The 21,428-nt window shown below is 42.5% G+C and carries 16 protein-coding genes and 2 pseudogenes; 11 read left to right on the top strand and 7 right to left on the bottom strand.

The genetic code is table 11. The features are described 5' to 3' along the window. Window positions 1–17 precede the first annotated feature (17 nt). From porL to NBH07_RS10890, 4 genes are read left to right on the top strand one after another with little or no spacing between them, the layout of a single operon-like run. Window positions 18–1,109, top strand: a complete 1,092-nt coding sequence (porL, locus tag NBH07_RS10875; protein WP_011967275.1) for a type IX secretion system motor protein PorL/GldL — start codon at window positions 18–20, stop codon at window positions 1,107–1,109. Between the two features lie 6 nt (window positions 1,110–1,115). Then, window positions 1,116–2,684 carry a type IX secretion system motor protein PorM/GldM gene (porM, locus tag NBH07_RS10880; RefSeq protein ID WP_005859860.1) on the top strand — a complete coding sequence of 523 codons (1,569 nt, stop codon included), beginning with the start codon at window positions 1,116–1,118 and terminating at the stop codon, window positions 2,682–2,684. A 10-nt stretch (window positions 2,685–2,694) separates the two neighbouring features. After that, window positions 2,695–3,789 carry a type IX secretion system ring subunit PorN/GldN gene (gene porN, locus NBH07_RS10885; RefSeq protein WP_008779108.1) on the top strand — a complete coding sequence of 365 codons (1,095 nt, stop codon included), beginning with the start codon at window positions 2,695–2,697 and terminating at the stop codon, window positions 3,787–3,789. A 49-nt stretch (window positions 3,790–3,838) separates the two neighbouring features. Then, on the top strand, window positions 3,839–4,375 hold the full coding sequence (locus NBH07_RS10890) for a GNAT family N-acetyltransferase (RefSeq protein ID WP_009016569.1): 537 nt from the start codon (window positions 3,839–3,841) through the stop codon (window positions 4,373–4,375). Window positions 4,376–4,438: 63 nt separating this feature from the next. On the opposite strand, the gene NBH07_RS10895 is transcribed toward NBH07_RS10890, so the two are convergent. Both NBH07_RS10895 and NBH07_RS10900 read right to left on the bottom strand, forming a co-directional pair. After that, window positions 4,439–5,626, bottom strand: a complete 1,188-nt coding sequence (locus tag NBH07_RS10895) for a DUF418 domain-containing protein (RefSeq protein ID WP_005863273.1) — start codon at window positions 5,624–5,626, stop codon at window positions 4,439–4,441. 5 nt (window positions 5,627–5,631) lie between these two features. Next, a complete protein-coding gene (locus tag NBH07_RS10900) occupies window positions 5,632–6,591 on the bottom strand; it encodes a nitrilase family protein (protein WP_009016570.1) in 960 nt (319 codons plus the stop codon). A gap of 95 nt (window positions 6,592–6,686) precedes the next feature. Here NBH07_RS10900 and NBH07_RS10905 point away from each other — a divergent pair, with 95 nt between their 5' ends. Together NBH07_RS10905 and NBH07_RS10910 are read left to right on the top strand one after the other, a co-directional pair. After that, window positions 6,687–7,196 (top strand): GNAT family N-acetyltransferase, encoded by a 510-nt coding sequence (locus tag NBH07_RS10905; RefSeq protein WP_008779105.1) that lies wholly within the window; start codon window positions 6,687–6,689, stop codon window positions 7,194–7,196. Further along, window positions 7,193–7,816, top strand: coding sequence for a chloramphenicol acetyltransferase (locus NBH07_RS10910; protein WP_009016571.1), 624 nt, complete (start codon window positions 7,193–7,195; stop codon window positions 7,814–7,816). Before NBH07_RS10905 ends, NBH07_RS10910 begins: the two co-directional genes overlap by 4 nt. A 149-nt stretch (window positions 7,817–7,965) precedes the next feature. On the opposite strand, the gene NBH07_RS10915 is transcribed toward NBH07_RS10910, so the two are convergent. Continuing rightward, window positions 7,966–9,114: an acyltransferase family protein gene (locus NBH07_RS10915; protein ID WP_009016572.1), complete on the bottom strand. Its 1,149-nt coding sequence runs from the start codon at window positions 9,112–9,114 to the stop codon at window positions 7,966–7,968. A gap of 340 nt (window positions 9,115–9,454) precedes the next feature. Further along, a complete protein-coding gene (locus NBH07_RS10920; protein ID WP_156682563.1) occupies window positions 9,455–12,508 on the bottom strand; it encodes a DUF6383 domain-containing protein in 3,054 nt (1,017 codons plus the stop codon). Window positions 12,509–14,324: 1,816 nt separating this feature from the next. On the opposite strand from NBH07_RS10920, the pseudogene NBH07_RS10925 reads away from it, so the two are divergent. Both NBH07_RS10925 and NBH07_RS10930 read left to right on the top strand, forming a co-directional pair. Continuing rightward, window positions 14,325–14,909 (top strand): annotated as a pseudogene (locus NBH07_RS10925) (site-specific integrase); the annotation flags it as partial. Between the two features lie 73 nt (window positions 14,910–14,982). Next, window positions 14,983–15,996 carry a PDDEXK nuclease domain-containing protein gene (locus NBH07_RS10930; RefSeq protein WP_005859874.1) on the top strand — a complete coding sequence of 338 codons (1,014 nt, stop codon included), beginning with the start codon at window positions 14,983–14,985 and terminating at the stop codon, window positions 15,994–15,996. A 61-nt stretch (window positions 15,997–16,057) separates the two neighbouring features. On the opposite strand, the gene NBH07_RS10935 is transcribed toward NBH07_RS10930, so the two are convergent. The 3 genes and pseudogenes from NBH07_RS10935 to NBH07_RS10945 all read right to left on the bottom strand — a co-directional run bounded on the left by NBH07_RS10935 (window position 16,058) and on the right by NBH07_RS10945 (window position 17,829). Continuing rightward, a complete protein-coding gene (locus NBH07_RS10935; RefSeq protein WP_036629098.1) occupies window positions 16,058–16,858 on the bottom strand; it encodes a GNAT family N-acetyltransferase in 801 nt (266 codons plus the stop codon). Between the two features lie 77 nt (window positions 16,859–16,935). After that, window positions 16,936–17,121, bottom strand: a pseudogene (locus tag NBH07_RS10940) (methyltransferase); the annotation flags it as partial. Window positions 17,122–17,151: 30 nt separating this feature from the next. Next, window positions 17,152–17,829 carry a GNAT family N-acetyltransferase gene (locus NBH07_RS10945; RefSeq protein WP_036629099.1) on the bottom strand — a complete coding sequence of 226 codons (678 nt, stop codon included), beginning with the start codon at window positions 17,827–17,829 and terminating at the stop codon, window positions 17,152–17,154. A gap of 383 nt (window positions 17,830–18,212) precedes the next feature. Here NBH07_RS10945 and NBH07_RS10950 point away from each other — a divergent pair, with 383 nt between their 5' ends. The 3 genes from NBH07_RS10950 to NBH07_RS10960 all read left to right on the top strand — a co-directional run bounded on the left by NBH07_RS10950 (window position 18,213) and on the right by NBH07_RS10960 (window position 21,422). Continuing rightward, entirely contained in the window at window positions 18,213–19,436 is a 1,224-nt protein-coding gene (locus NBH07_RS10950; RefSeq protein ID WP_005944350.1) for a site-specific integrase, read from the top strand. A 25-nt stretch (window positions 19,437–19,461) separates the two neighbouring features. After that, window positions 19,462–20,616, top strand: a complete 1,155-nt coding sequence (locus NBH07_RS10955) for a PDDEXK nuclease domain-containing protein (protein WP_005944347.1) — start codon at window positions 19,462–19,464, stop codon at window positions 20,614–20,616. A gap of 233 nt (window positions 20,617–20,849) precedes the next feature. Then, window positions 20,850–21,422, top strand: a complete 573-nt coding sequence (locus tag NBH07_RS10960) for a Crp/Fnr family transcriptional regulator (protein ID WP_005944344.1) — start codon at window positions 20,850–20,852, stop codon at window positions 21,420–21,422. The last annotated feature ends 6 nt before the right edge of the window (window positions 21,423–21,428 follow it).

Below are 21,428 nucleotides of genomic sequence, written 5' to 3' on the forward strand. Positions count from 1 at the left end.
AAGACAATAATACAACGATGGGAAAATATAGAAGATATAAAAACAGACTGGAGATGTTCCTATCCAGCGAAAGAGGAAAACGAGTATTGAACTTCCTGTATAGTTGGGGTGCGTCCATCGTAATCCTCGGTGCGTTGTTTAAGTTATTACATATACCATACGCTAACCAGATCCTGTTCGTGGCGATGATCACCGAATCTATCGTATTCTTTATCTCGGCGTTCGAGCATCCGAACAAGGAATATCATTGGGAAGATGTTTTCCCCGTATTGAAATCAAAGAACCCGATGGATCGTCCGGATTTTACCGGTACGCCGATCTCAACCATGATCAATTCTACGGATAATGTAGAAGACGATGAGATAGCCGGGGGAATAAATATCGGTTCGGCAGCGTCTAAGGCGAACGCGCAAAGAGGTGGTTCCTTGAATATCGCAGGTAATCTGGACGTGACGGAAGAAGATACCAAGAACTTATCCGAGAGCATCAAGAAATTAAGCGGAGCGGCCGAGCAAATCTCCAAAATGGCGGAATTGACGGAAGCTACCCAAAAATATCTGGAGCAATTATCTGGCATGTCTGAGAACATGGAGCGTTTCAGCCAAGTGACTCATTCGCTTACGAACGTATCCGATACGCTGTTGAACTCTTATAAGAGTATCACGGATAATTCCGATGGCATCAGCCAGAACTCCCGTGGTTACGTACACCAGATGGAACAATTGAATCGTAATGTGTCCGGATTGAATACGATCTATGAGATCCAGTTGAAGAGCATCAGCTCGCAGATCGAATCTATCGAACACATCAATAGTGGCTTGAATCGTATCCGTGAGATGTATGACGGATCAGTGGTAGATAGTTCCGTATTCCGTAACGAGACGGAAAAGATGACTCGCCAACTGGCCGAATTGAACCAAGTATACAGTCGTTTATTGCAAGCGATGACCGTGAATATGGGCTACCAACAACCGGCGCAGCCGCAACAACAACCTCAACAACCGATGTATCAGCAGCCACAACAGCCCGGTTACCAACAGCAATATCAGCAACCCTATGGTTACCAACAGCCACAACAGGCTCCGTATACAAACAACCCAATGAAGTAAAGAAATATGGCAGGAATATCAAATAATCCCAATTCTCCCCGTCAGCGGATGATCAACCTGATGTATCTGGTGTTCATCGCCATGATGGCACTGAATGTGTCGTCGGAGGTGCTGGATGGTTTTGAGTTGGTGGAAGGTAGCTTGCGAACCTCTATCGATAACTCCTCCCGCCGAAACAAGATCGTAGCGGACGAGATGGAAGCTTATTACCAAGAGAATCCCCAGAAAGTGGGTGAGTGGGCATTGAAGGCCCGTGAGGTGAAAAGAGCCTCAGATAGCCTCTATACGTATATACAAGATTTAAAGATCCGTATCGCTAAGGTAGCTGATGGCGAGAATGCCAACGTAAACAGCATCGAGCATAAGGATGATTTGGAAGCCGCCTCCCGTGTAATGCTCTCTCCTGTAAGCGGAGAAGGTAAAAAGCTGAGAGCGGAAATTGATAAGTATCGTATCTGGATGGGCGGCTTTATCGAAGATTCGGCGAAGACTGCCGTATTGGAGGCGAACCTAAGCACGACTCCCCCTCATAAAGCGGGGATCAATACCCGTACTTGGGAAGAGGCCTTGTTCGAGAATATGCCGGTAGCGGCGGCTGTTACCCTGTTAACAAAAATGCAAAGTGACGTTCGCTACGCCGAAGGTGAGGTCTTATCGAACTTATTGAATAGCGTAGACGTTGGCGATTACCGTGTGAACCAGATCACGGCGCAGGTAATCCCGGAAAGCCAGATCGTAATGCGAGGAAGCCAGTACAAGGCGAATATCGTATTATCGGCGGTAGACTCTACGAAACGTCCTACGATCTATGTAAACGGAAAAGAATTACCTTACGAGAATAAAGGAGTCTTCACGGTGAATACCGGAGCTGCCGGGACATTCCCGATCAAAGGTTATATCGAGATGCCGAATAGCGACGGCAGCATCATGCGCCGGGATTTCGAGAGCGAGTATTTCGTGACCGAGCCGACAGCTACCGTGGCCCCGACATTGATGAACGTATTATATGCCGGTATCGCCAACCCGATGCGTATCGCCGTCCCGGGTGTACCGAGCGGTAATGTGACAGCTACCATGACGAACGGCACATTAACCCGCAGCAAGGATGGTTGGGAAGCCCGCCCGTCTAAAGTAGGAACGGAAGCCGTGATCACGGTAAACGCTCGTATGGCGGATGGCCGGAACATAGAGATGGCAAAGACTACCTTCCGCGTGCGTGCCCTCCCCGATCCCCTACCTTATATCGAGTATAAGGATCAAAACGGTAACGTCCGTAAGTTCAAGGGAGGTATGATCGCCAAACGTAGCTTGGTAGAGGCTGACGGTATTCTGGCCGCTATCGACGATGATTTGCTAAATGTAAAATATACGGTATTACGTTTTGAGCTGACTTTCTTCGACTCCATGGGTAACGCTATCCCGGAAGTGGCCGAAGGAACCAACTTCTCGCAACGTCAGAAAAACTATATCCGCAATTTAAGTAAGGGTAAACGTTTTTATATCACCCGTGTAGTCGCAAAAGGTCCGGACGGTATCGAACGTACCATACCGACTATCGAAGTAATCGTAAATTAAGATTCGCAGTATGAAACATCTGTATTACATAGCCGCTTTGGCCGCCACTTTTTTAACAGCGATGCCTCTTCATGCGCAAGAAGAAGCAGAGAACGATGCTACGCAGCAACAACAAACGCGTCGCCGTTCGCCTCAAGCCAGCCGTGGGGAAAGAAACGATAAGAAAGATACCGGTTTACCCGAACTGACCGTACGGGCCCAAGATATGAACGAGCGTTTGACGCAAGAGATCGGGAACGCTCGCTGGATGCGTATTATCTACCGGCAGGTGGACTTGATGAAAGAACAGAACGCTCCGCTTTATTACCCGACCCGCCCGATGAACGGACAGATGAATCTTTTCTCCGTAATCTTCCAGCTTTTAGGTGAGAACAAGATCAAGGCCTATGAATATCTGGACGGATACGAGGAGTTTGACGAAGCCCATTTGATCAACTTCAAGGATTTGCTGGATCGCTTCTACATCCTTTATGAGGAGATACCGGGGAGAGCGGGTGAGGAACCGACTTTCGTAATCAATGAAAGCGATATACCTGCAGCCGACGTACGGTCTTACTATGTAAAAGAAGCATGGTATTTCGACCAGAATAATTCCGCTTTTGATGTCAAGATATTGGCGATTTGCCCGATCCTTACCTCTACAGGTGATATGGGAGAGACAACCATGCCTATGTTCTGGCTTCCTTACGAGAATATACGTCCGTATATCAGCAATTCATACATCATGACGTCTAATATGAATAACGCCATGACTTTTACGATGGATGACTATTTCCGTCGCCGGATGTTCGAGGGGGATATCATCAAGACCCAAAACTTGATGAATCTGCCATTGCAGGCGTATTGCCCGACACCGGATTCCTTAAAGAACGAGCAAGCTCGTATCGAAGGTCAACTGACGGGCTTTGAGAAATCACTCTGGTATCAACCGGATACGACTCAAGTAGCGGTAGACAGCAAAGCTGCGAAGAAGGCCAGAAAGAGCGCCGCAAGAGGAAAAGGTACTACAACCAAAGAGCCTGCCTCCGAAAAGAAAGCTCCCACTGTCAAGGCTCCGAAAGCAGAAAAATCCGCTCCGGTACGCAGTGTTCGACGCAGAAGATAAAAACGGACTCACGATACGGGTCTGAGCGATAACCGGAAATACGCAACATATGAATAAAGAAATCAAGATTAGACCAGAGCAAGAGAACGATTTCCAAGCAGTAAGGGAAGTCGTGGAACTTGCTTTCCGTGACGTGGAGGACAGTGATCAAAGCGAACCGTACCTTGTAGAACGTTTACGAAAAACGGACGCTTATATTCCGGAGCTCTCCTTTGTCGCTGAATTAAACGGCGAAATCATAGGGCATCTCATGATGAGTAAGGTGGAAATCGTATCAGAAGACCAAAGCGTGATCTCTCTTGGGCTAGCACCGGTTTCGGTGGTACCGAAGTACCAAAGGATTGGCGTTGGTAGCGCTTTGATCCGTGAAGCGCATAAGCGAGCGGGAGAGCTAGGCTATAAATCGGCCGTCTTATTAGGACATAAGGATTATTATCCGAGATTCGGATATAAAAGGGCGATTGATTTCGGCATTGAGTTCCCATTCGATGTCCCCAGCGAATATTGCATGGTTGTCGAGTTGGCACCGGAAGGACTCAAGAACGTGCATGGAATGATTAAATATGCCAAACCTTTTATGGAGTGAGAACTGTCTGTAATGAAATGAGACGGGACATACCCCATCTCATTTCACCAGATAATCTGATCCTTATTTAGAACCTACCCATGTCCACTTATGCCAAAGACCTTCCAACGGTCCGTGTTTATGTCTTTCAGCCCACCATTTACAGAAGCGTACTTGCAAAAAGAAAAAGGCGATACCGATGAACATGCTGACCGTATAACCGCAGTAAGGAGCCAGATTCAAGCCGATCGGGAAATAGATCAACGCACCAGCAAAAGATTGTGTCACATAATTCGTCAAGCTCATCTTTCCATAAGAGCGCAAGATAGAGGTAAAACGCTTAAAGGCCTCGCGCTGATACAGTAACACAAAGGAAGCCACCAATACGAACGTAAAAGCGAATTTCTGCCACATATCAAACACAACACCTGCCGTCTGGCGCACGATAGCGCTGTCCGCCGTATCCATCAACAATACTTTCAGTTGGTATAAAGGACCGAAAGCGATCGCAGTAATGATCAAGGTCTTTATCCAAAAACGGGAATTCTCCTCCGAGGGGATAAATAACTTTTTGCGCCCGATCAACATTCCCAGCATAAATAACCCGCAGGTCTGTACATACCGGCCGGCACCAACAGCCCAGAGCAAACTAGCCTTTTGTCCTAACGTCACGTTCTGCCAGATGAAATTCCATAAATCCCCCCGCTTGGTATGCTCCGCCATCTCTGAGTACATCTCCCCTACTCCTAAATTGGGTAATTGGTAATCCGGATTAAACAGGCTAGCGATATAATGATACCACTCCACCGGCTGCAATAAAAAGATAATAGCCGTTATCAAGACAGCCTTATCGCTCCATTTACGCACGATAAACAAAACAACGCCCACGATCGCATACAGCAGCAAAACATCGCCTGCCGGATAAAAAGCGGCGTTCAACGTAGCGAAGATCGTCAACAGCAGTAATCTCCAAAGGAAGCGGTAACCGAAGTCTTTTCCCTTCGCCTGCTGGTTCGAATACTGTATATAAAAGGTAAAACCAAATAACAAGGCAAAGATAGAATACGATTTCCCGGCAAACAAAGCGAATACCACCGTAAACACGCCTTCATTCAATACGTTCAACCATCCCGGCAGCGTAGCCGGGTCCGGATAGACCGGATAGATAAAATGTTCCACATTATGCACTAATAAGATTGCCAAGACAGCGAAACCACGTAGCGCATCTACCACCTCTACACGAGGTGACTTAGAGATTGTTGTTTGTTGCATACTATTTATTTGCTATTTGTTGTTTCTGTTAACCATGCTACCTTTTGATTGGACTCATGCGGTTGGCCGATAATATCCGCATAAAGTTCCGGACGACGGGCATTTCGGTAACGATATCCTCCAGCCTGTCTCAATTTCTCAGGGATAGCCGTAGCGATCACGAAATCATCACCCAGTTTACGGCATTCCGCCACGATATCGCCGAAAGGATCCAGAATCATCGAGCAACCGTTCTTGATCTCATTATAATCACGCCCGATCGGATTGGAGAATACCACATATACCGCATTGTCGTACGCCCTAGCGGGAAGCCATTTCATAAGCCAAGCACGTCCCTTCAGGCCATCGAACTCCTGTCGCAAGGAAGTCGGGTCGTTTGCCCGGTTCTCCCATAACATAGGATTTATCAAACCAGCCCCGGGGCGAGGGGAAGGGGTACACATCGTCACGTGAGGCATGAAAATGATATCCGCCCCTAATAAGGCCGTGGCACGGACATTCTCTATGATATTATTATCGTAGCAAATCAATATGCCACATTTCCATCCCTTGATCTCAAAAACCACATATTGATCGCCCGGCAAGATATTCGGATTAATAAACGGATGTAGCTTGCGGTACTTTGCCTTCAAGCCATTGCCATCCACGCAAACTTGCGCTTTATAGATGCGATCCCCATCCCGCTCAAAGAATCCGGCCAGTAGCGTGACGCCAAACTCTTTGGCGATGGCGATCAAGGCTTGCGTACTCTCCCCCGTGGGGATCGGTTCGGCAATAGCCAACAATTCCTTGCGAGACAAGTCCTTGGCAAACGTATATCCACAAACCGAGCATTCGTGAAAAGCCACTACATCCGCTCCCTCTACCGACGCTTTCCGGCACATCTCCCGGATGATAGAAAGATTATACACTTTATCGTTATCCCGTGTCTCGAACTGCACGGTAGCAATTTTTAATGGTTCCATGATATTTTGATTTAATTGGTTTATATATTTTTCGACTAGATTCGCAAAGATAACAATAATATACTACTTTTGCGAGATAACTTTTTCTACCGATCATGAATATCAGACGAACACGACAAGAAGATCTGGCCGAGGTAATGGCTATGTACGATTATGCACGCAGATTCATGCAAGAGCATGGCAACGGCAATCAATGGATCAATGGATATCCTTCCGAGGAATTGATCTCCAACGAGATCAAGGCCAGCCATAGTTTCGTATGCGAAAATGAGCAGGGCGAGTTAGTGGGGACCTTTTGTTACATCGAGGGAATCGACCCTACTTACCTAAAGATCTATGAAGGCGAATGGCTGAACGATGAACCTTATGCCGTGATCCATCGCATGGCCTCCAACGGTAAGCAAAAGGGGATCTCGACCGAATGTCTAAAATGGGCATTCGCTCATTGCGATAATATCCGTATCGATACACACCGGGATAATATTGTCATGCAAAACTTATTGAAAAAGCATGGCTTCAAGCAATGCGGTATCATTTACATCGCAAATGGTACGGAACGCATCGCTTTCCACAAAATAGTAAACCCAACAAATAAAGAATCATGAAGCATCCTATTGACCTAGAGCATTGGAACCGGAAAGAACATTTCCTGTTTTTCGGTTCTATGGACGACCCTTTCTTTGGGCTGACCACCCAGATAGACGTGACCTCCATCTATAAAGAGGCGAAAGCGGATCATGCCTCTTTTTTCCTCTACTCCTTACATAAGATTATGACAGCCGTTAATGAGGTGAAAGAGTTCCGGTACCGGATCATCGACAACATCCCTGTCTGCTTCGACCGAATCCACGTGGGAACAACGATTGGGCGGGAAGACGGAACATTCGGCTTCGGCTTCTTCAAATATACACCGGACAGGCAACTGTTCCTTCAAAACGCACAGAAAGAGATCGAACGTGTGCAAGCTCTCACAGGCCTTTGCAAAGATAGGGAATCAGACCGGCAAGACTTAGTCCGTTTCTCCCCGGTTCCGTGGATCGCCTTCACGGAGATGAAACACGCTTCCTCTTTCCGTACAGGCGATTCCGCTACCCGTATCTCCACCGGAAAGCTGATCGAGCAGAACGGGCATCGGATGCTCCCTATCTCCGTAACGGCTCATCATGGCTTGATGGACGGCAGACATGTGTCTATCCTCTTAGATCGTATAGCGGATAAAGATTGATAAAACAGCGAGACACCCCCGACAGTCAGCCCAGTACTCCCGGCGGGAGTACCCCAGTACCACGTAGGAAGTACTTCGGTACTTTCATCAAAGTATTCCAGTACTCCTTACGAAGTACTGGGGCAAGTCTATAGGCTATCCAATCGGGCTTATTTACGTACCCGCAAGAAACGTTTGGTCAGGTACCTGCGGACAGGCTCGTCGTATATCCTCAAACTGATATAAGCCAGCGCAATACTTCCGAGAACCAAGGCCAATGCTTCCGGCCACGCCTCGGCAAATGTAAGGTTCTCCTTCTTCACCCACCCAAAATACAAGTATATAAGAGGGTAATGTACCATATACAAAGGATAAGAGATATCTCCCAAGAATTTACAAATACGGGCGGAATGTTTATCGGTTGTCTTCCCGGAAGCCCCCAGATAGACAAGCATAGGGAATATTAGGATCGCGCATACAGAATCATAGATACCGTTCATCCATAAAGCCTCACCGTCACCGACATAGGGCATGGAAAGTAAAACAACGATCGCCAAGCTACAAATCCAAAAAGCACCTTTGACATGAATGGGCTTAAAGACGCGCGACATCAACAATCCCATCGAGAAAGAAAATAACACTCGTAAAAAGCCACCGATCAAATTGTACTCTTCCATCGTCCACCCCACACCTAGGTGCCCCGCACCGGAAAAATTGAATATAGCGAACGAAGCCAATCCGATTCCCGCCAAGACAATAAGTGCCATAAGCGCCTTCGTTGACATCCGACGAATAAACAAGGCATACATAATATTCCCGATATACTCGAAGAACAAAGACCAACTAGGGCCATTTAAAGGAAACATCTCACCATTTCCACGGATCTCAGGCCCGGAACCGGGTACAGCCGGTATCAAAAAAAGGTTGATAAGCAAAGCTAGCATCACCATGGATATAGAGACATGCGTACCATCCCACTTCTCACACCCTTGTATACAAAACGCGATAACTCCCAAAACGGCTCCAAGGACAACCATCGGATGCAAACGGATCAACCGACGTTTGATAAAATCCTTTGTCGTCATGGTTTTCCACCGGTCGTCATAAGCATAACCAATCACGAACCCGGACAGGATAAAGAAGAAATCAACGGCTAAATAACCGTGATTAAATTGTTGATCAATGGGACTCGTAGCAAAGGCTTCGAATACATGATAAAATATAACCATTAACGCTGCGACACCTCTCAATCCATCAAGAAGGTCATAATGAGGTTTTGTGTCCGCAAATGCGGCCGCTGAGATTTTTGAGTTTGACATTAATTGTTTGAGCTTATTTTTGATACTACTATTACTCCTAATTTCCGCAAAAATACAAAAAGGCCCCATCTTTCACGTTATTAGACAGTTCTTTTTTCATTAGTTACACATAAATAAGGTCGCAAAATACGAAGTCCCCAGCAAAGCTTACGCCTGCCGGAGACTTGTTTCTTTATCCGTACTCCATCCTCACGGAGGTACTTACGGACCTCTTAATTTATTACTTTAGTATTAATATTAATCCAACTCCCGCCTGTTCATCCGTCACGGATTACTTGGGATCGAAACCCTCACGGGAATTGTTGATTATCTTATTTCATTATTCCTTTATTGAATATCCTTATTTTACAGCTACTTTCACGGTCTCGTTACCTACCGTTACGAATACTACACCAGCAGGAGCGGCGATAGTAGCGTTGTCGGAAGTAAGAACTGTCTCAGCAACTGTCTGGCCTAATACAGTACGAACGTAAGCAGTCTCGCCTGCGGCACCTTGGATAGTTACGACACCGTTACCGGCTACAACTACGATAGAAGATTCTTTTGCGTCGATAGATTCGTTGGCTGTCGGAACCTCTGTGCCAAGCGTGAAGACCATTGCCTTTTCTGGATTTGTTGTTAAACCTAACATACCATTCAAAGCATATACATAAGCTGTCTTATAAACATCACCCTCTTTGACCTTTCTTTGAGAAGAAACGAAATATTCATCATCTCCCTCCGCAAGTGTGATATTAAACTTGAACGCATCCAATCGATCTGTTGATTTCACGCTCTTGTCATCGTTAAGCTCCTTAACAACCTTAACGGTCTCACCTTTCACGGTAGTAGTGATTGTATCAACCCCCGTAAGGATAGCCGGGCGGAAGATAACCTTCGTCTCAGACTTGCCTGAACCTTCCAAATAATATTTCTCGTCCGTATATTCCTGAGCAGAACCTTCCACGAAATAATGCAAAGAATCTGTCGGATTGAACATGAACATTCTTTCAGCCGGTTTTTCTTCACCTTCAGCCACCTCAATACCCTTAGAGATATAGAATGACGGAGTCTTAGCCTTGCTATCCGCTGTATCCAACCAGAAGATCATGCTTTCAGCGGACAAGATGCCCTCGTTGAAGCCATTCTTATTCAACTGATAATTGATAGAACCTAACATATTGTCGAAAGAAGCGTGACGAGGTTTAGCGGCCAATGACGGGTTGAACGGATTAGCGTCCAAAACCTCAACGTTAGCGTAAGTCTTATTAATATCATCAGCAGATTGGTAACGATTGGCCGCATAAGTAATAGCCATAGAAGTAGTATTTACGCTAGCCATTTTTGCACTACTACCAGTTGAGCCATCATAGCTAAGCTTACCGTCTGTTACAGCGCTCACCGCAACTAAAGAATAAGCGCCAGCGGCATTCTTAACAACAGCGAACTCTGTAGCGGCATCAGCAGCCTTATCTCTAGATGCGGCAGCGCCAAGATATTTAGCATCATCACCTTTGGCTTCCGTATAGCGTAAAACATAAGTCGGAACAACCAATGTATCGCCATCAGCCTTCATGACAACCTCTCCCTTATCATTCAAATAAGCGAAAGCATTTGTGCTTATCACATAATCCTCAACACCTTGCAGAGATTTAGTAGAATGATCTTTCGCTCCCTTTATTCTTTCCGGATAAAGAACAATTAAATTCTCCTCTTTGGTTGAAGCCTTCATTGTTTTAGTAGCATTGTCATCAATAGCGTAAAGAGCTTTCTCTCCAAATAACGCGTCCTTACCATTGAATGTCATCTTAAAGCCTTCTGCGATCTGAGTATCCGTGAATACCTTATATCCGTCCGTACGAGTCGTAGCGATCGTGTTGAACTTAACGGAAGTATTGTTTGCTAAAGCTAACGCTGTTGTTACACCCTTATTTGCGGCGATTGTTACATCAGTGCCGTTGTACTTAGCGTTAACTACCTTATAGCCACCTTCAGCGCCATTAGGTTGTAAACGTAATACTAAATCATCACCAGTCTCACGGTTTGTCAATGTAAATTCATATTTGCCGTTGAAGCCAGAAACGATCCATTGTGATACCGGCATAGTGAAATCTACGCTATTATAAGCGGCGACACTTAAGCTTGAACCATCAGCAGGATCTATTGTCAAATACTTATGGTACTCAGTTTGTGAATCAGCCTCATCATTCTCACTCTTGGTTGAGCTAGTGAAGTAGATATTAACCACATTCTCAATGTTCTTCTTCAACAATACTGAAGCGTCAAGGTAAGAGTTTTCACCTAGTTGAGGATGGATAGCGGAATATTTCGTTCCTGACATTAGAACAGAAGTAACATAAGTTTTCGTATCAGAAACAGATGGCTTAACAGCAGCTACGTAAACCTTCGTCGCGGCTGTTGTTTGATCTTTTTTCTTATAATCAACAGTCAACGTCAATTTACCATCCTCATTCAATACGTCTTTCGCCGTAATCGTAAAGTTTGCGTTAGAGCAAGAGTCAGCGTTGGCCGTAGCAACCGATCCCTTCATCCAATACAAAGCATATCCCTCATTGTCTTGCTTACCATTGATGTCATAACGATTAGAGGGATCTAAAGCTAAGAATGTAATTTCTTGAGCCGCTGTCAAGATTGCGTCATTATCTGGAGTCTCTGCATTTACCGCACTAACAAATGCCTTAACTTTCTTCGAATCACCTTTCACGAAATAAGTACCGGCAGCCAACTTATTCTCATCAGAAGGTTGAGTTGCCACAACCTCATCCGTAAATGATACGGGAACAACCTTATCAAACAAATTTCCAACCAGTTCATTCGTTGTATAATCGAATGACAATGTTGTGCCATTTGAATTATAGTCATTCAAATAAGCGGCATCAATACCCTCTGAGCAAGAGAATGCTTTCAAGCCATTCTTTACTTCTTTTGTAGGTACAGTTACTGTATACAAACCTGAGAATTTCAACTTGCCCTCTGATACAGCGAACTTAGCATTCAACTCAGAAAGATTGTTGCCGGTAGCGGCAGTCAACGCATTACCGTCTTTATCGGTAACTACCTGATAAGCCACACCACCAACATTAGCCCACAACTCAAAAGAGTTAGATGAATAATTACGGATAGTAAATACGACTCCTGTAGTCACATCACCGTTAGCATCACCAAAAGAAATAACCTTCTTTTTGTCCTTCGTCGTAAGAACATCTGTAACCTTCAACAACGTATTCTCAGACGCACCTAGATAAAAGCTCATTCCATTAGCAAGAGCCGTCTTATTCTCGCTATAGGAAATTACGGTCTTAGTCGTAAGATCAGTAGCGGCATACGCAGCATTAAAAGCAGGTCCACCTAGCAGTAAACCAGCTGTTAACAAGGTAAAAATCCTTTTGTTCATAAATTCAAAATTTAATATTAATAATAGTGTTAATTAAAGTCCATCCCGTCGTTTAGCACCCTTGTTTTACCCGAAAACGACTAGTCTAAACGATCGTCTAGATCTTGCGTTTTTTAAGGGGGTAAAAAGAATGGTTCGTGAAAGGAATCGGCAGTTTCGTAACGGATAGCCTATTTGATTGATAAGAAAGAGGATAAGGGGTAAAAAAAATAGCTCAGAAGGGTTGCAAGTATCGAAGAAACGCGTACCTTTGCAAATGACTAAAAGAATCGATCGTTTAAACTAGTCGTTTATATCCCATAAAAGATTGTCAAGCATCAAGGTTTTTAACTATATATAATGTACAGGCGTACATTAAAATAATGTAAACCTATCAAAGCATAAGATCTGAATCAAGCTTCCTCTTTGACACAAAAGTACTGATAGTACCGCTAGCTTCGGGTTATAGGTATTTTATAGGTTCACCCGATAATCATTGGGGGTATCTTCAGGCTCATCTATATTTCAGCCGGCAGCCTAAGACAAGTCGACCTACAGAAATATAGAAGTCGGCCAACAGATGAGATCATGGGATAACCATTGCCATATAAATCGCTGTCTTATATCCTGTTAATCAACAGGCCAACTCACTTGAGAAAGGTTTCCCAAGTGAATAACTAACCACTTCCAGACTCGTAAGCTTACAGCTACCCCCAGCCGTAAGTTATTCACCTGACAAGGCATAAATTATACATTAAGCGTCTCTCCCCCGATGGTTATCGGGAAATGGCAGAGGAACTATAGATACAAGTGGCCCATTTGTCTTTTTGACAACTTGTAATCTGAAGTCCCGGAGAAACGATTATTCCGTACCCAAGTGCGTCTCGCTTCCAAATTCGAGAGAAAAAAACAGCAATTCTCTGTTTGATAGCTATTTGCTAAAAAACGGCCTTTCGTTCCAGCCGAAATAATTCACCCTAGTTCATGTTTTACGGTCGTTAGGCGGTAATAATGCCCAACGCTACCGTATGTGAGGGCCGATGCCTATATATGTGTAGGCTTACGCCACTATATGTGTAGCTTGACGCGGCTATATGCGTGGGTTGACACTGCTATATGTGTGAGTTGATACAGCCATATGTGTAGGTTGATACGTATATATTCGTTAAAAAGCGACGCTTATCGTGTTAAAAAGCGGTTGTGGCAGCTTGTTCGCGCTCCCCGTTTACGCTCGTTGGCTTTTATAGCCAGAGAGCCGTGTCGTGAAAAAGAAGGTATTTCAATCAAAAAGATACCATTCATCGCATTAAGCTGACATCCGAGATTCTTGTTTTATTCCTTTGAATTAAGTCTGTCCCCAATAAATATCGGGTGAGCGTTTACTTGATTAATATTGGTAATATATGAACGATGAATCTGCAGAAAAATATCTTGAGGCAACGATTCGTCAGCAACCACGTCACTGGCTCATAGACAAAAAACGAAACGGCAGACATCTCCGCCGTCCCGCCCAAAAGAGATAGCCTTATCTCTGTTTGTACACATGTCAAGGTTGGTTGTTTACTGATATCAGGGCCTATATAAACCCTGTTTTTCATATCGTGCGTAAACATAAGACTTTTTTTCGACAAAAGAGCTGATTCCTTCTTCTTTTTGGGAATACATGTTCTAAACATGCCACACTACCTCTTGGCTACTAGCGTGAGCTTCTATTATAGAGGAACTATGAAAAAGCATTTTACATCAAAACATAAAGCTAAATCCTTTCTTCTGCGAAGCATTGAACCGTTCAATCTCCAAAGAAAGGGATTTCTTTAACTGATTAGCCATAAATATTAAGAAAGACCTGCGTATGATGCAAATTGCCTTCAGTCGTTTTAAGGATTTTCTGAAAGAACAGTAGCCATTATATGAATGTAACATCAAGCCCGAACTTATTACTAAAGATATGATGGTTCTGTTTGTAGACTATTTGCAATCCCGTAGCGTTGGCGAGGGAGCAAAAAGTATCTATCAGCGTTTCAAGAAAGTGATACGCTATGCCATCGAACACGATGTGATACTGAAAGACCTTACATATAAGAATGTAGACTACTCAAACAAGCTATTGAAGTTTGAACAGAATAAGACCAAAGGGCATTCTTCTGCTAGTGGAGTAGTCATTCCTTTGAATGACGGTTTGGTCTCTATTATTGGTGAACCTCTTGCGGATGGCAACAAAGATGTGCTTATATTTAATCTACCATCCTATGAAAGCTGCTGTAAATCAGTGAAGCGTTGGGTGAAAAGAGCCGGAATAGACAAGCACATAAGCTGGCATTGCGGCCGTCACTCATTTGCAGTGAATATCCTTAACAATGGTGCTAATATTAAAACAGTAGCCAGTTTGCTCGGACATAGCGGGCTGAAACATACGGAGAAGTGCCATTCAAGACACGCTGCAAGCACAAGCAGCACACTCTGTAAACCTTGCACTAACTTCCCGTAACTGGCTTATGGGCTGTTATATCGTGGAATTTGAACAAAACGGAGAAGACCGTGCAGCCTATGGTGAGCAACTCTTGAAGAAGCTGGAAAAACGACTGAATACCAAAGGGCTTAACGAACGTAGATTCCGGGATTTCAGACGTTTATATCTTGTGTATCCACAGTTGAAAGATGAGGTTCTTCACTACGTTATGTCAGGTTCGAAAATTCGGCACACACCGTCTGCCGAATTCATTGCACCAATTCGGCACACACCATCCGCCAAATTGCAACTAACTGATAGACAAAACAATGCATTGACGCTATCACCTAAAAAGGTCTTTAACAAGTTACCCTATTCTCATTTAAAAAGTATATCTCAATTAGACAATCCGACTAAACGTGCTTTTTATGAATTCGAAGCAATTAGGGGATGCTGGTCTTTTAGAGAACTGGAACGTCAAATCAACTCATTATATTATGAGCGTAGCGGACTATCCAAAAACAAAGAAGCACTTTCAGCATTAGTACAACAACAAACCACACAACTACAGCCTGCGGATGTAATAAATACTCCCTTGACCTTAGAGTTCTTAGGGTTAAATGAACGGGCATTAGTTACAGAGAATGATTTAGAGCAAGCCATCCTTGATAATTTACAAAAGTTCCTTCTGGAAATGGGACACGGCTTCTGCTTTGAAGCTCGCCAAAAACGCATACTGATAGATGAAGATTACTTCTTTGCTGACCTCGTTTTCTATCACCGCATATTGAAATGCCATGTCATAGTGGATTTAAAAATTGACAAATTCCACCATGAATATGCATCCCAACTGAATATGTATCTAAACTACTTCAAAGCAGAAGTAATGCAGCCCGATGATAATCCACCAATCGGTATTTTGCTTTGTACTGAAAAAGGAGATACTTTAGTTCGTTATGCCACAGCAGGATTAGACCCAAATATTTTTGTACAAAAGTATAAAATCCAGTTGCCCAGTGAGGAAGAATTCAAGAGATTTCTTTCAAAGGAGATAGGCTAACAACTTTCAATAAAAACAAAGGTTTAGTTCATTTTAGATATACAAGAGAAATGGACTAAACTTAATCTGTAACCTTTTCATTATAAAACCTCAAAAATTCCATTTCACCCACCTGCTTTAAAAATTTCTGATTTTCAATAAAGTCTTGTCCATACTTTAACCAACGTTTTGTAAAACCTTTGAACTTAGTACAAGGAAATAGATGACATTGGTAGCAGTGTGTTATTCCTTTCTCAACGCAACACAGGTAAAATGTTCTACATTTTTCACAGCGGGTTTTGTTTTCCTCTGCTCCCTGACAAATTTTTTCATCTCGTGTGTAGCTTGGACAACCGCCACAGAACACACCACAAGCAGGAATACGACCATGATATGGTTTTATTACAGATAAGGTTTTTGCCATCCAAAAATTAGTCAAATTCAATTTATTTGCCTGTCGTTTTTGTTCCTTCTTCACCACGTATTTTTGCTTCTCAAAGAATGGACGAGCAGTTAGACTCACTTCTGATGTGATTTGTATAATACCTTTTGTAATAGCATATCGTTCTATTTCTTCCAAAAGCATAGTTGCAATGCCTTTGCCTTGAAAGTCTGCGTGAATGAACATAGAGTACAGATAGCCTTGCGGCGTAATGGATGAAAAACCTACAATCTGAGACAGTTGATTAACAGCCACAATAAAATAGTGAGTCTTTATCATTTCCTCTATATTGGAAAGATCATCTCCGCATGATGCCCAATCTTCAACTTCATCCTGTGAATAATCACGCCTGTTTACTACAAGCACGGTATTCTTATACAAATCTCTCAGTTCAGCACTATCAGATTGTTGCGCTATTCTGATTTTAAAGTCCATTTTCATCTTTGGTTTTGTATCTTTTCGTATAATACCTTATTATCATTAAGGGTTAAAACATATATCTGTTTTTCCGAATTTTCGTTGTATCCATCTTTGGCAATGGGGATCGTAAGTCTGCCTGTACCACAGCACAGTTCAAGTATTTCAGCCTCCTTATTTTTCGGTAGCCACTTTTTGTAGAATTGCAAATCAGATAGAAAGGTATTTAATCCATCATATATATTTGCATCATAAATCAACTCACCAACCTTGTAACCTATATTCATTTATATTCTCCAATATTCATTGTTTCATGTTTATATACCAAACTTATTTCTATTCTCTTTCGTGTCCGGATGGGATAGTGCGTTTATGTCAGCCCTACTGATACATTCATTAAATTGCAAGGCAATAATTCGGGGGTCTATCATTATCTCTTCTTTGCTATATTTATCATTATTACCCCATTCGGTTTTAAGCTGCGCATAAATTATATCATCTACCCAATCCCCACGCAAATAATAGCTCTCCTTAAAGTGAGCTTCCTTTCTGAACCCCAATCGCTCTATTAACTGGATAGAAGCTGTATTTCTCGGATCGACTGAGGCTATAATCCGATGTTTATCGAGCGTTCCAAAAAGATAATCAACTATTGCTTTCAATGCTTCTGTAGCATAACCTTTTTTCTGATAATCTTTATGTAGTGTACATCCAAGTTCAGCCTGCATATTGTTGTGATTGGTAAAGCTAATTCCCATATCACCAATTAACCTGTTTTCATCTGCAAGAATAATGGTAAACTGAAAACATATATTGGCAATATCCATTGTCGCCGGCATATTGCTAATATAATCACGGACTTCTTCAACTGAATCAGGAAACCATCCCTGATACTTATTTTCCGCAAAGTCAGAACGGTAAGAAAAAATGCTTTCTGCATCTTCCGGTTCAGCAAGCCGTATGATTAATCTTTCTGTTTTAATGGGATATTTCACCTTGTTGTTTATAAATTCATGAGTTGAGCAAAGATACAAAAATTGTCTAGCCGTGGATAGTCCTGCCGAATAATTACATACAAAAAAAGCTTGACTGATTACTCAATCAAGCTTTTCAACTTCAGTACCCAGACCCGGTACAAGCCATAGAAATCATAGGAAAATAAAAGAATTTATCTTCCTTATTATCAACTATTTGAATATTTCCTATTTTCTCTATTTTTGCCATATTTTGCCCATTTTCCGTTATTCAGTACACTTTTAGTACACTTTGAAATATCATTTTCTTTTGTACCTTTGCAATATTGGAAAACAAAAGAAAATCAACTATTTAGCGTAATCACCCGGTTATGGTACCTAAATCGGGATAAAACCTCTAAACAATGGCAAAGTTAGAAAATAAAACGAAAGAAAACCCCAAGTTAGAGCAAAATAAGCTCTCGGATGGTAGAATCAGCCTTTACTTAGAGTATTATTTAGGTAGAGAGGAAAAGCCCGTATTAGATGAAAACGGCAATCAAGTGTACTATGATAGTGGAAAGATGCAAGGTAAGCCCAAGTTTGCAGTAAAGCATAACAGGCGAAAAGAAAACCTTAGTCTGTATCTGATAGATAAGCCCCGTACCCCTGCGGAACGCCAGCAGAACAAAGAAACATTGGAGCTTGCCACAAAGATACGTGCGGAGCGTGAGCAGGAATTTAAAGAAAGTATGTTGGGCTATCGGTTGAAAAAAGATAGAACGGTCAATTTCTTAGACTATTTCCAAGCCTATATCAACAGTTATACCAAGAAAGATATTCGCATGGTACAAATTGCGCTTAGCCGTTTTAAGGACTTCTTAAAAGAGCAATACCCCATGAATGAGTTTAGTATCAAACCGGAACTTATCACCAAAGAAATGATGGAGCAGTTTGTAGCCTATTTGCAATCCCGAAGTGTGGGTGAAGGTGCTAAAAGCATTTACCAGCGTTTCAAGAAAGTTATTCGATATGCGATTGACCACGATGTAATGTTGAAAGACCCATGTAAAAGTGTTACCTGTAAAGTGGATAGCCAAATGCTTCGAAAAGATGTTCTTTCTCCCGAAGAAATACAAAAGTTGGCGGCTTGCCATTATGACAACGAGAACCCGAATGTCAGACGGGCTTTTATCTTCTGTTTATACAGTGGTTTGCGTTTCTGTGATGTAAAAGACCTTACCTATAAGAATGTGGATTACGCTAATCGGTTATTGAAATTTGAACAAAGCAAGACAAAGGGACATTCTGCCAGTAGTGGTGTGGTTATTCCCCTGAATGATGGTCTATTGTCTATCATTGGTGAAGCCCCGGCAGATAAAAACTGTTTGATATTCGATTTACCTACTTACGAAAGTTGCTGTAAATCAGTAAAGCGTTGGGTAAAGAGAGCCGGGATAGACAAACATATAAGCTGGCATTGTGCCCGGCATTCGTTTGCCGTGAACATTCTGAACAATGGGGCAAATATCAAAACCGTAGCCAGCCTTTTAGGGCATAGCGGATTGAAGCATACGGAGAAGTACACCCGTGCGGTGGATAAATTGAAAGAGGAAGCAATAAACAGCTTGCCCGAACTAAAGTTTTAACCATAAAAGACTTATCTTTGTAACTATGAACTTTGAAGCATTAGTAAAACATATCAGCACGATACAGAACACGTTGCAGGCACAAGCCGCACATGCTGTAAACCTTGCCCTTACTTCCCGTAACTGGCTTATGGGTTGCTATATTGTAGAATTTGAGCAGAACGGAGAAGACCGTGCCGCCTACGGTGAACAACTGTTGAAGAAGCTGGAACAACGACTGAAAACAAAAGGTCTGAATGAACGTAGATTCAGGGAATTTAGACGGTTGTACCTTGTTTATCCACAACTAAAAGAACCTGTTACACAATACATTGCATCACAAATTCAAATTCGGCAGTCATTGACCGCCGAATTCACTGAACCAATTCGGCGGTTGGTGACCGCCGAATCTGAAAATGGAGTTTGGAAACTATCAACAGAATACCCACAAACCGAAACATGGATGATTCCGGCTGATAGATTATTCAATAGATTATCTTCCACCCATTTAAACACTATATCGGGAATTGAGAACCCGGTAAAACGTGCTTTCTATGAAATGGAAACCATTCGTGGCTGCTGGTCTGTAAAGGAGTTGGAGCGACAAATCGCATCTTTATATTACGAACGTAGCGGACTATCCAAAAACAAAGAAGCCCTCTCCGCTTTAGTCCAGCAACAAGCAACCTTATTACAACCTAAAGATGTTATCAACACCCCTGTTACTTTGGAGTTCTTAGAGTTGAATGAACGTGCATTGGTGACAGAAACTGATTTGGAACAAGCCATTCTTGACAACCTGCAACACTTCCTGTTAGAAATGGGACATGGCTTCTGTTTTGAAGCCCGGCAAAAACGTATCTTGATAGACGAGGATTATTTCTTTGCCGACCTTGTGTTCTATCACCGCATTTTGAAATGCCATGTTATTGTAGAATTGAAGATAGATAAGTTCCGCCATGAGTACGCTTCGCAACTAAATATGTATCTGAACTATTTTAAAGCGGAAGTGATGCAGCCGGATGATAACCCACCTATCGGCATTTTGCTCTGCACCGAAAAGGGAGATACCTTGGTTAAGTATGCCACTGCCGGGTTAGACCCAAATATTTTTGTGCAAAAGTATAGGATAGAACTTCCAACAGAAGAAGAAATAAAAGTATTCATTTCTTCCTCAAACTATGAGAGTTACAAACTTTAAAATTGGCGAAAAGAAAAAAGATTGTTTCTTCTTTCGCCAGCACATATATTTTGCAGGCTACAAAAGTTAGTTTGGTACGTTTTGGATATATATACAAAAGCACAAACTAAACTCACAATAAAGTAGATTAAAAAAAAGAGAAGATGTTTTGATAAAGTCAGGAATCTATTTTCCCTTTTTAAGAGAACAACTCACGAGGTTATTCTATATTTTAATTGCAATTAGTTTATAGTATGGAAGATTTTAACTCACAATATGCCAACCATTCGAAATTAGAACAGCTAAAGCAGTTCATTTTGGAACATGGTACTTATATCGAACTCAAAAAGGGTGAACAATTCACTATTCAAGGCAAAGTGAATCATCGGGGAGCTTATATCGAACACGGCTTATTGAGATATACTCGTGTGGATGAAAAAGGGAATATACATATAGTAGGATATACTTTCTCCGGAGAGTTTACAGGAAGTTTATGCACACTTATAGAGCCTAATCAACCGTCATTAGTAACAATTGAAGCCGTTTGCGATACAAAGATTTGTTATATACCCTATTTAAAAGTAGAGGAATTCTTTGCCACAAATGTAGAAACCATGCAAGTAAAATGTACTCTTATTGAACAATCATACTTATTAATGTATCATAGATTAATAGATATGTACTGCAAGACTACGGCAGAACTGTATCTTGACTTATTGAATAGATGCCCCGATATTCAAGAGTACATTACGTTAAAGGAGATTGCCTCTTTCTTGCAAGTCACACCGGAAACAATCAGTCGCATACGCCGTGGACTGAATAAATAGCTTACG

Origin of the sequence: Parabacteroides sp. B2-S-102, assembly GCF_023656665.1 — a bacterium.
Lineage (GTDB): Bacteria > Bacteroidota > Bacteroidia > Bacteroidales > Tannerellaceae > Parabacteroides > Parabacteroides distasonis.

What these genes read in the sequence shown, in the direction of transcription:
- porL (WP_011967275.1), top strand. Translation starts at nt 18, where the DNA reads ATGGGAAAATATAGAAGATATAAAAACAGACTGGAGATGTTCCTATCC.
- porM (WP_005859860.1), top strand. Translation starts at nt 1,116, where the DNA reads ATGGCAGGAATATCAAATAATCCCAATTCTCCCCGTCAGCGGATGATC.
- porN (WP_008779108.1), top strand. Translation starts at nt 2,695, where the DNA reads ATGAAACATCTGTATTACATAGCCGCTTTGGCCGCCACTTTTTTAACA.
- NBH07_RS10890 (WP_009016569.1), top strand. Translation starts at nt 3,839, where the DNA reads ATGAATAAAGAAATCAAGATTAGACCAGAGCAAGAGAACGATTTCCAA.
- NBH07_RS10895 (WP_005863273.1), bottom strand. Translation starts at nt 5,626, where the DNA reads ATGCAACAAACAACAATCTCTAAGTCACCTCGTGTAGAGGTGGTAGAT.
- NBH07_RS10900 (WP_009016570.1), bottom strand. Translation starts at nt 6,591, where the DNA reads ATGGAACCATTAAAAATTGCTACCGTGCAGTTCGAGACACGGGATAAC.
- NBH07_RS10905 (WP_008779105.1), top strand. Translation starts at nt 6,687, where the DNA reads ATGAATATCAGACGAACACGACAAGAAGATCTGGCCGAGGTAATGGCT.
- NBH07_RS10910 (WP_009016571.1), top strand. Translation starts at nt 7,193, where the DNA reads ATGAAGCATCCTATTGACCTAGAGCATTGGAACCGGAAAGAACATTTC.
- NBH07_RS10915 (WP_009016572.1), bottom strand. Translation starts at nt 9,114, where the DNA reads ATGTCAAACTCAAAAATCTCAGCGGCCGCATTTGCGGACACAAAACCT.
- NBH07_RS10920 (WP_156682563.1), bottom strand. Translation starts at nt 12,508, where the DNA reads ATGAACAAAAGGATTTTTACCTTGTTAACAGCTGGTTTACTGCTAGGT.
- NBH07_RS10930 (WP_005859874.1), top strand. Translation starts at nt 14,983, where the DNA reads ATGGGCTGTTATATCGTGGAATTTGAACAAAACGGAGAAGACCGTGCA.
- NBH07_RS10935 (WP_036629098.1), bottom strand. Translation starts at nt 16,858, where the DNA reads ATGAAAATGGACTTTAAAATCAGAATAGCGCAACAATCTGATAGTGCT.
- NBH07_RS10950 (WP_005944350.1), top strand. Translation starts at nt 18,213, where the DNA reads ATGGCAAAGTTAGAAAATAAAACGAAAGAAAACCCCAAGTTAGAGCAA.
- NBH07_RS10955 (WP_005944347.1), top strand. Translation starts at nt 19,462, where the DNA reads ATGAACTTTGAAGCATTAGTAAAACATATCAGCACGATACAGAACACG.
- NBH07_RS10960 (WP_005944344.1), top strand. Translation starts at nt 20,850, where the DNA reads ATGGAAGATTTTAACTCACAATATGCCAACCATTCGAAATTAGAACAG.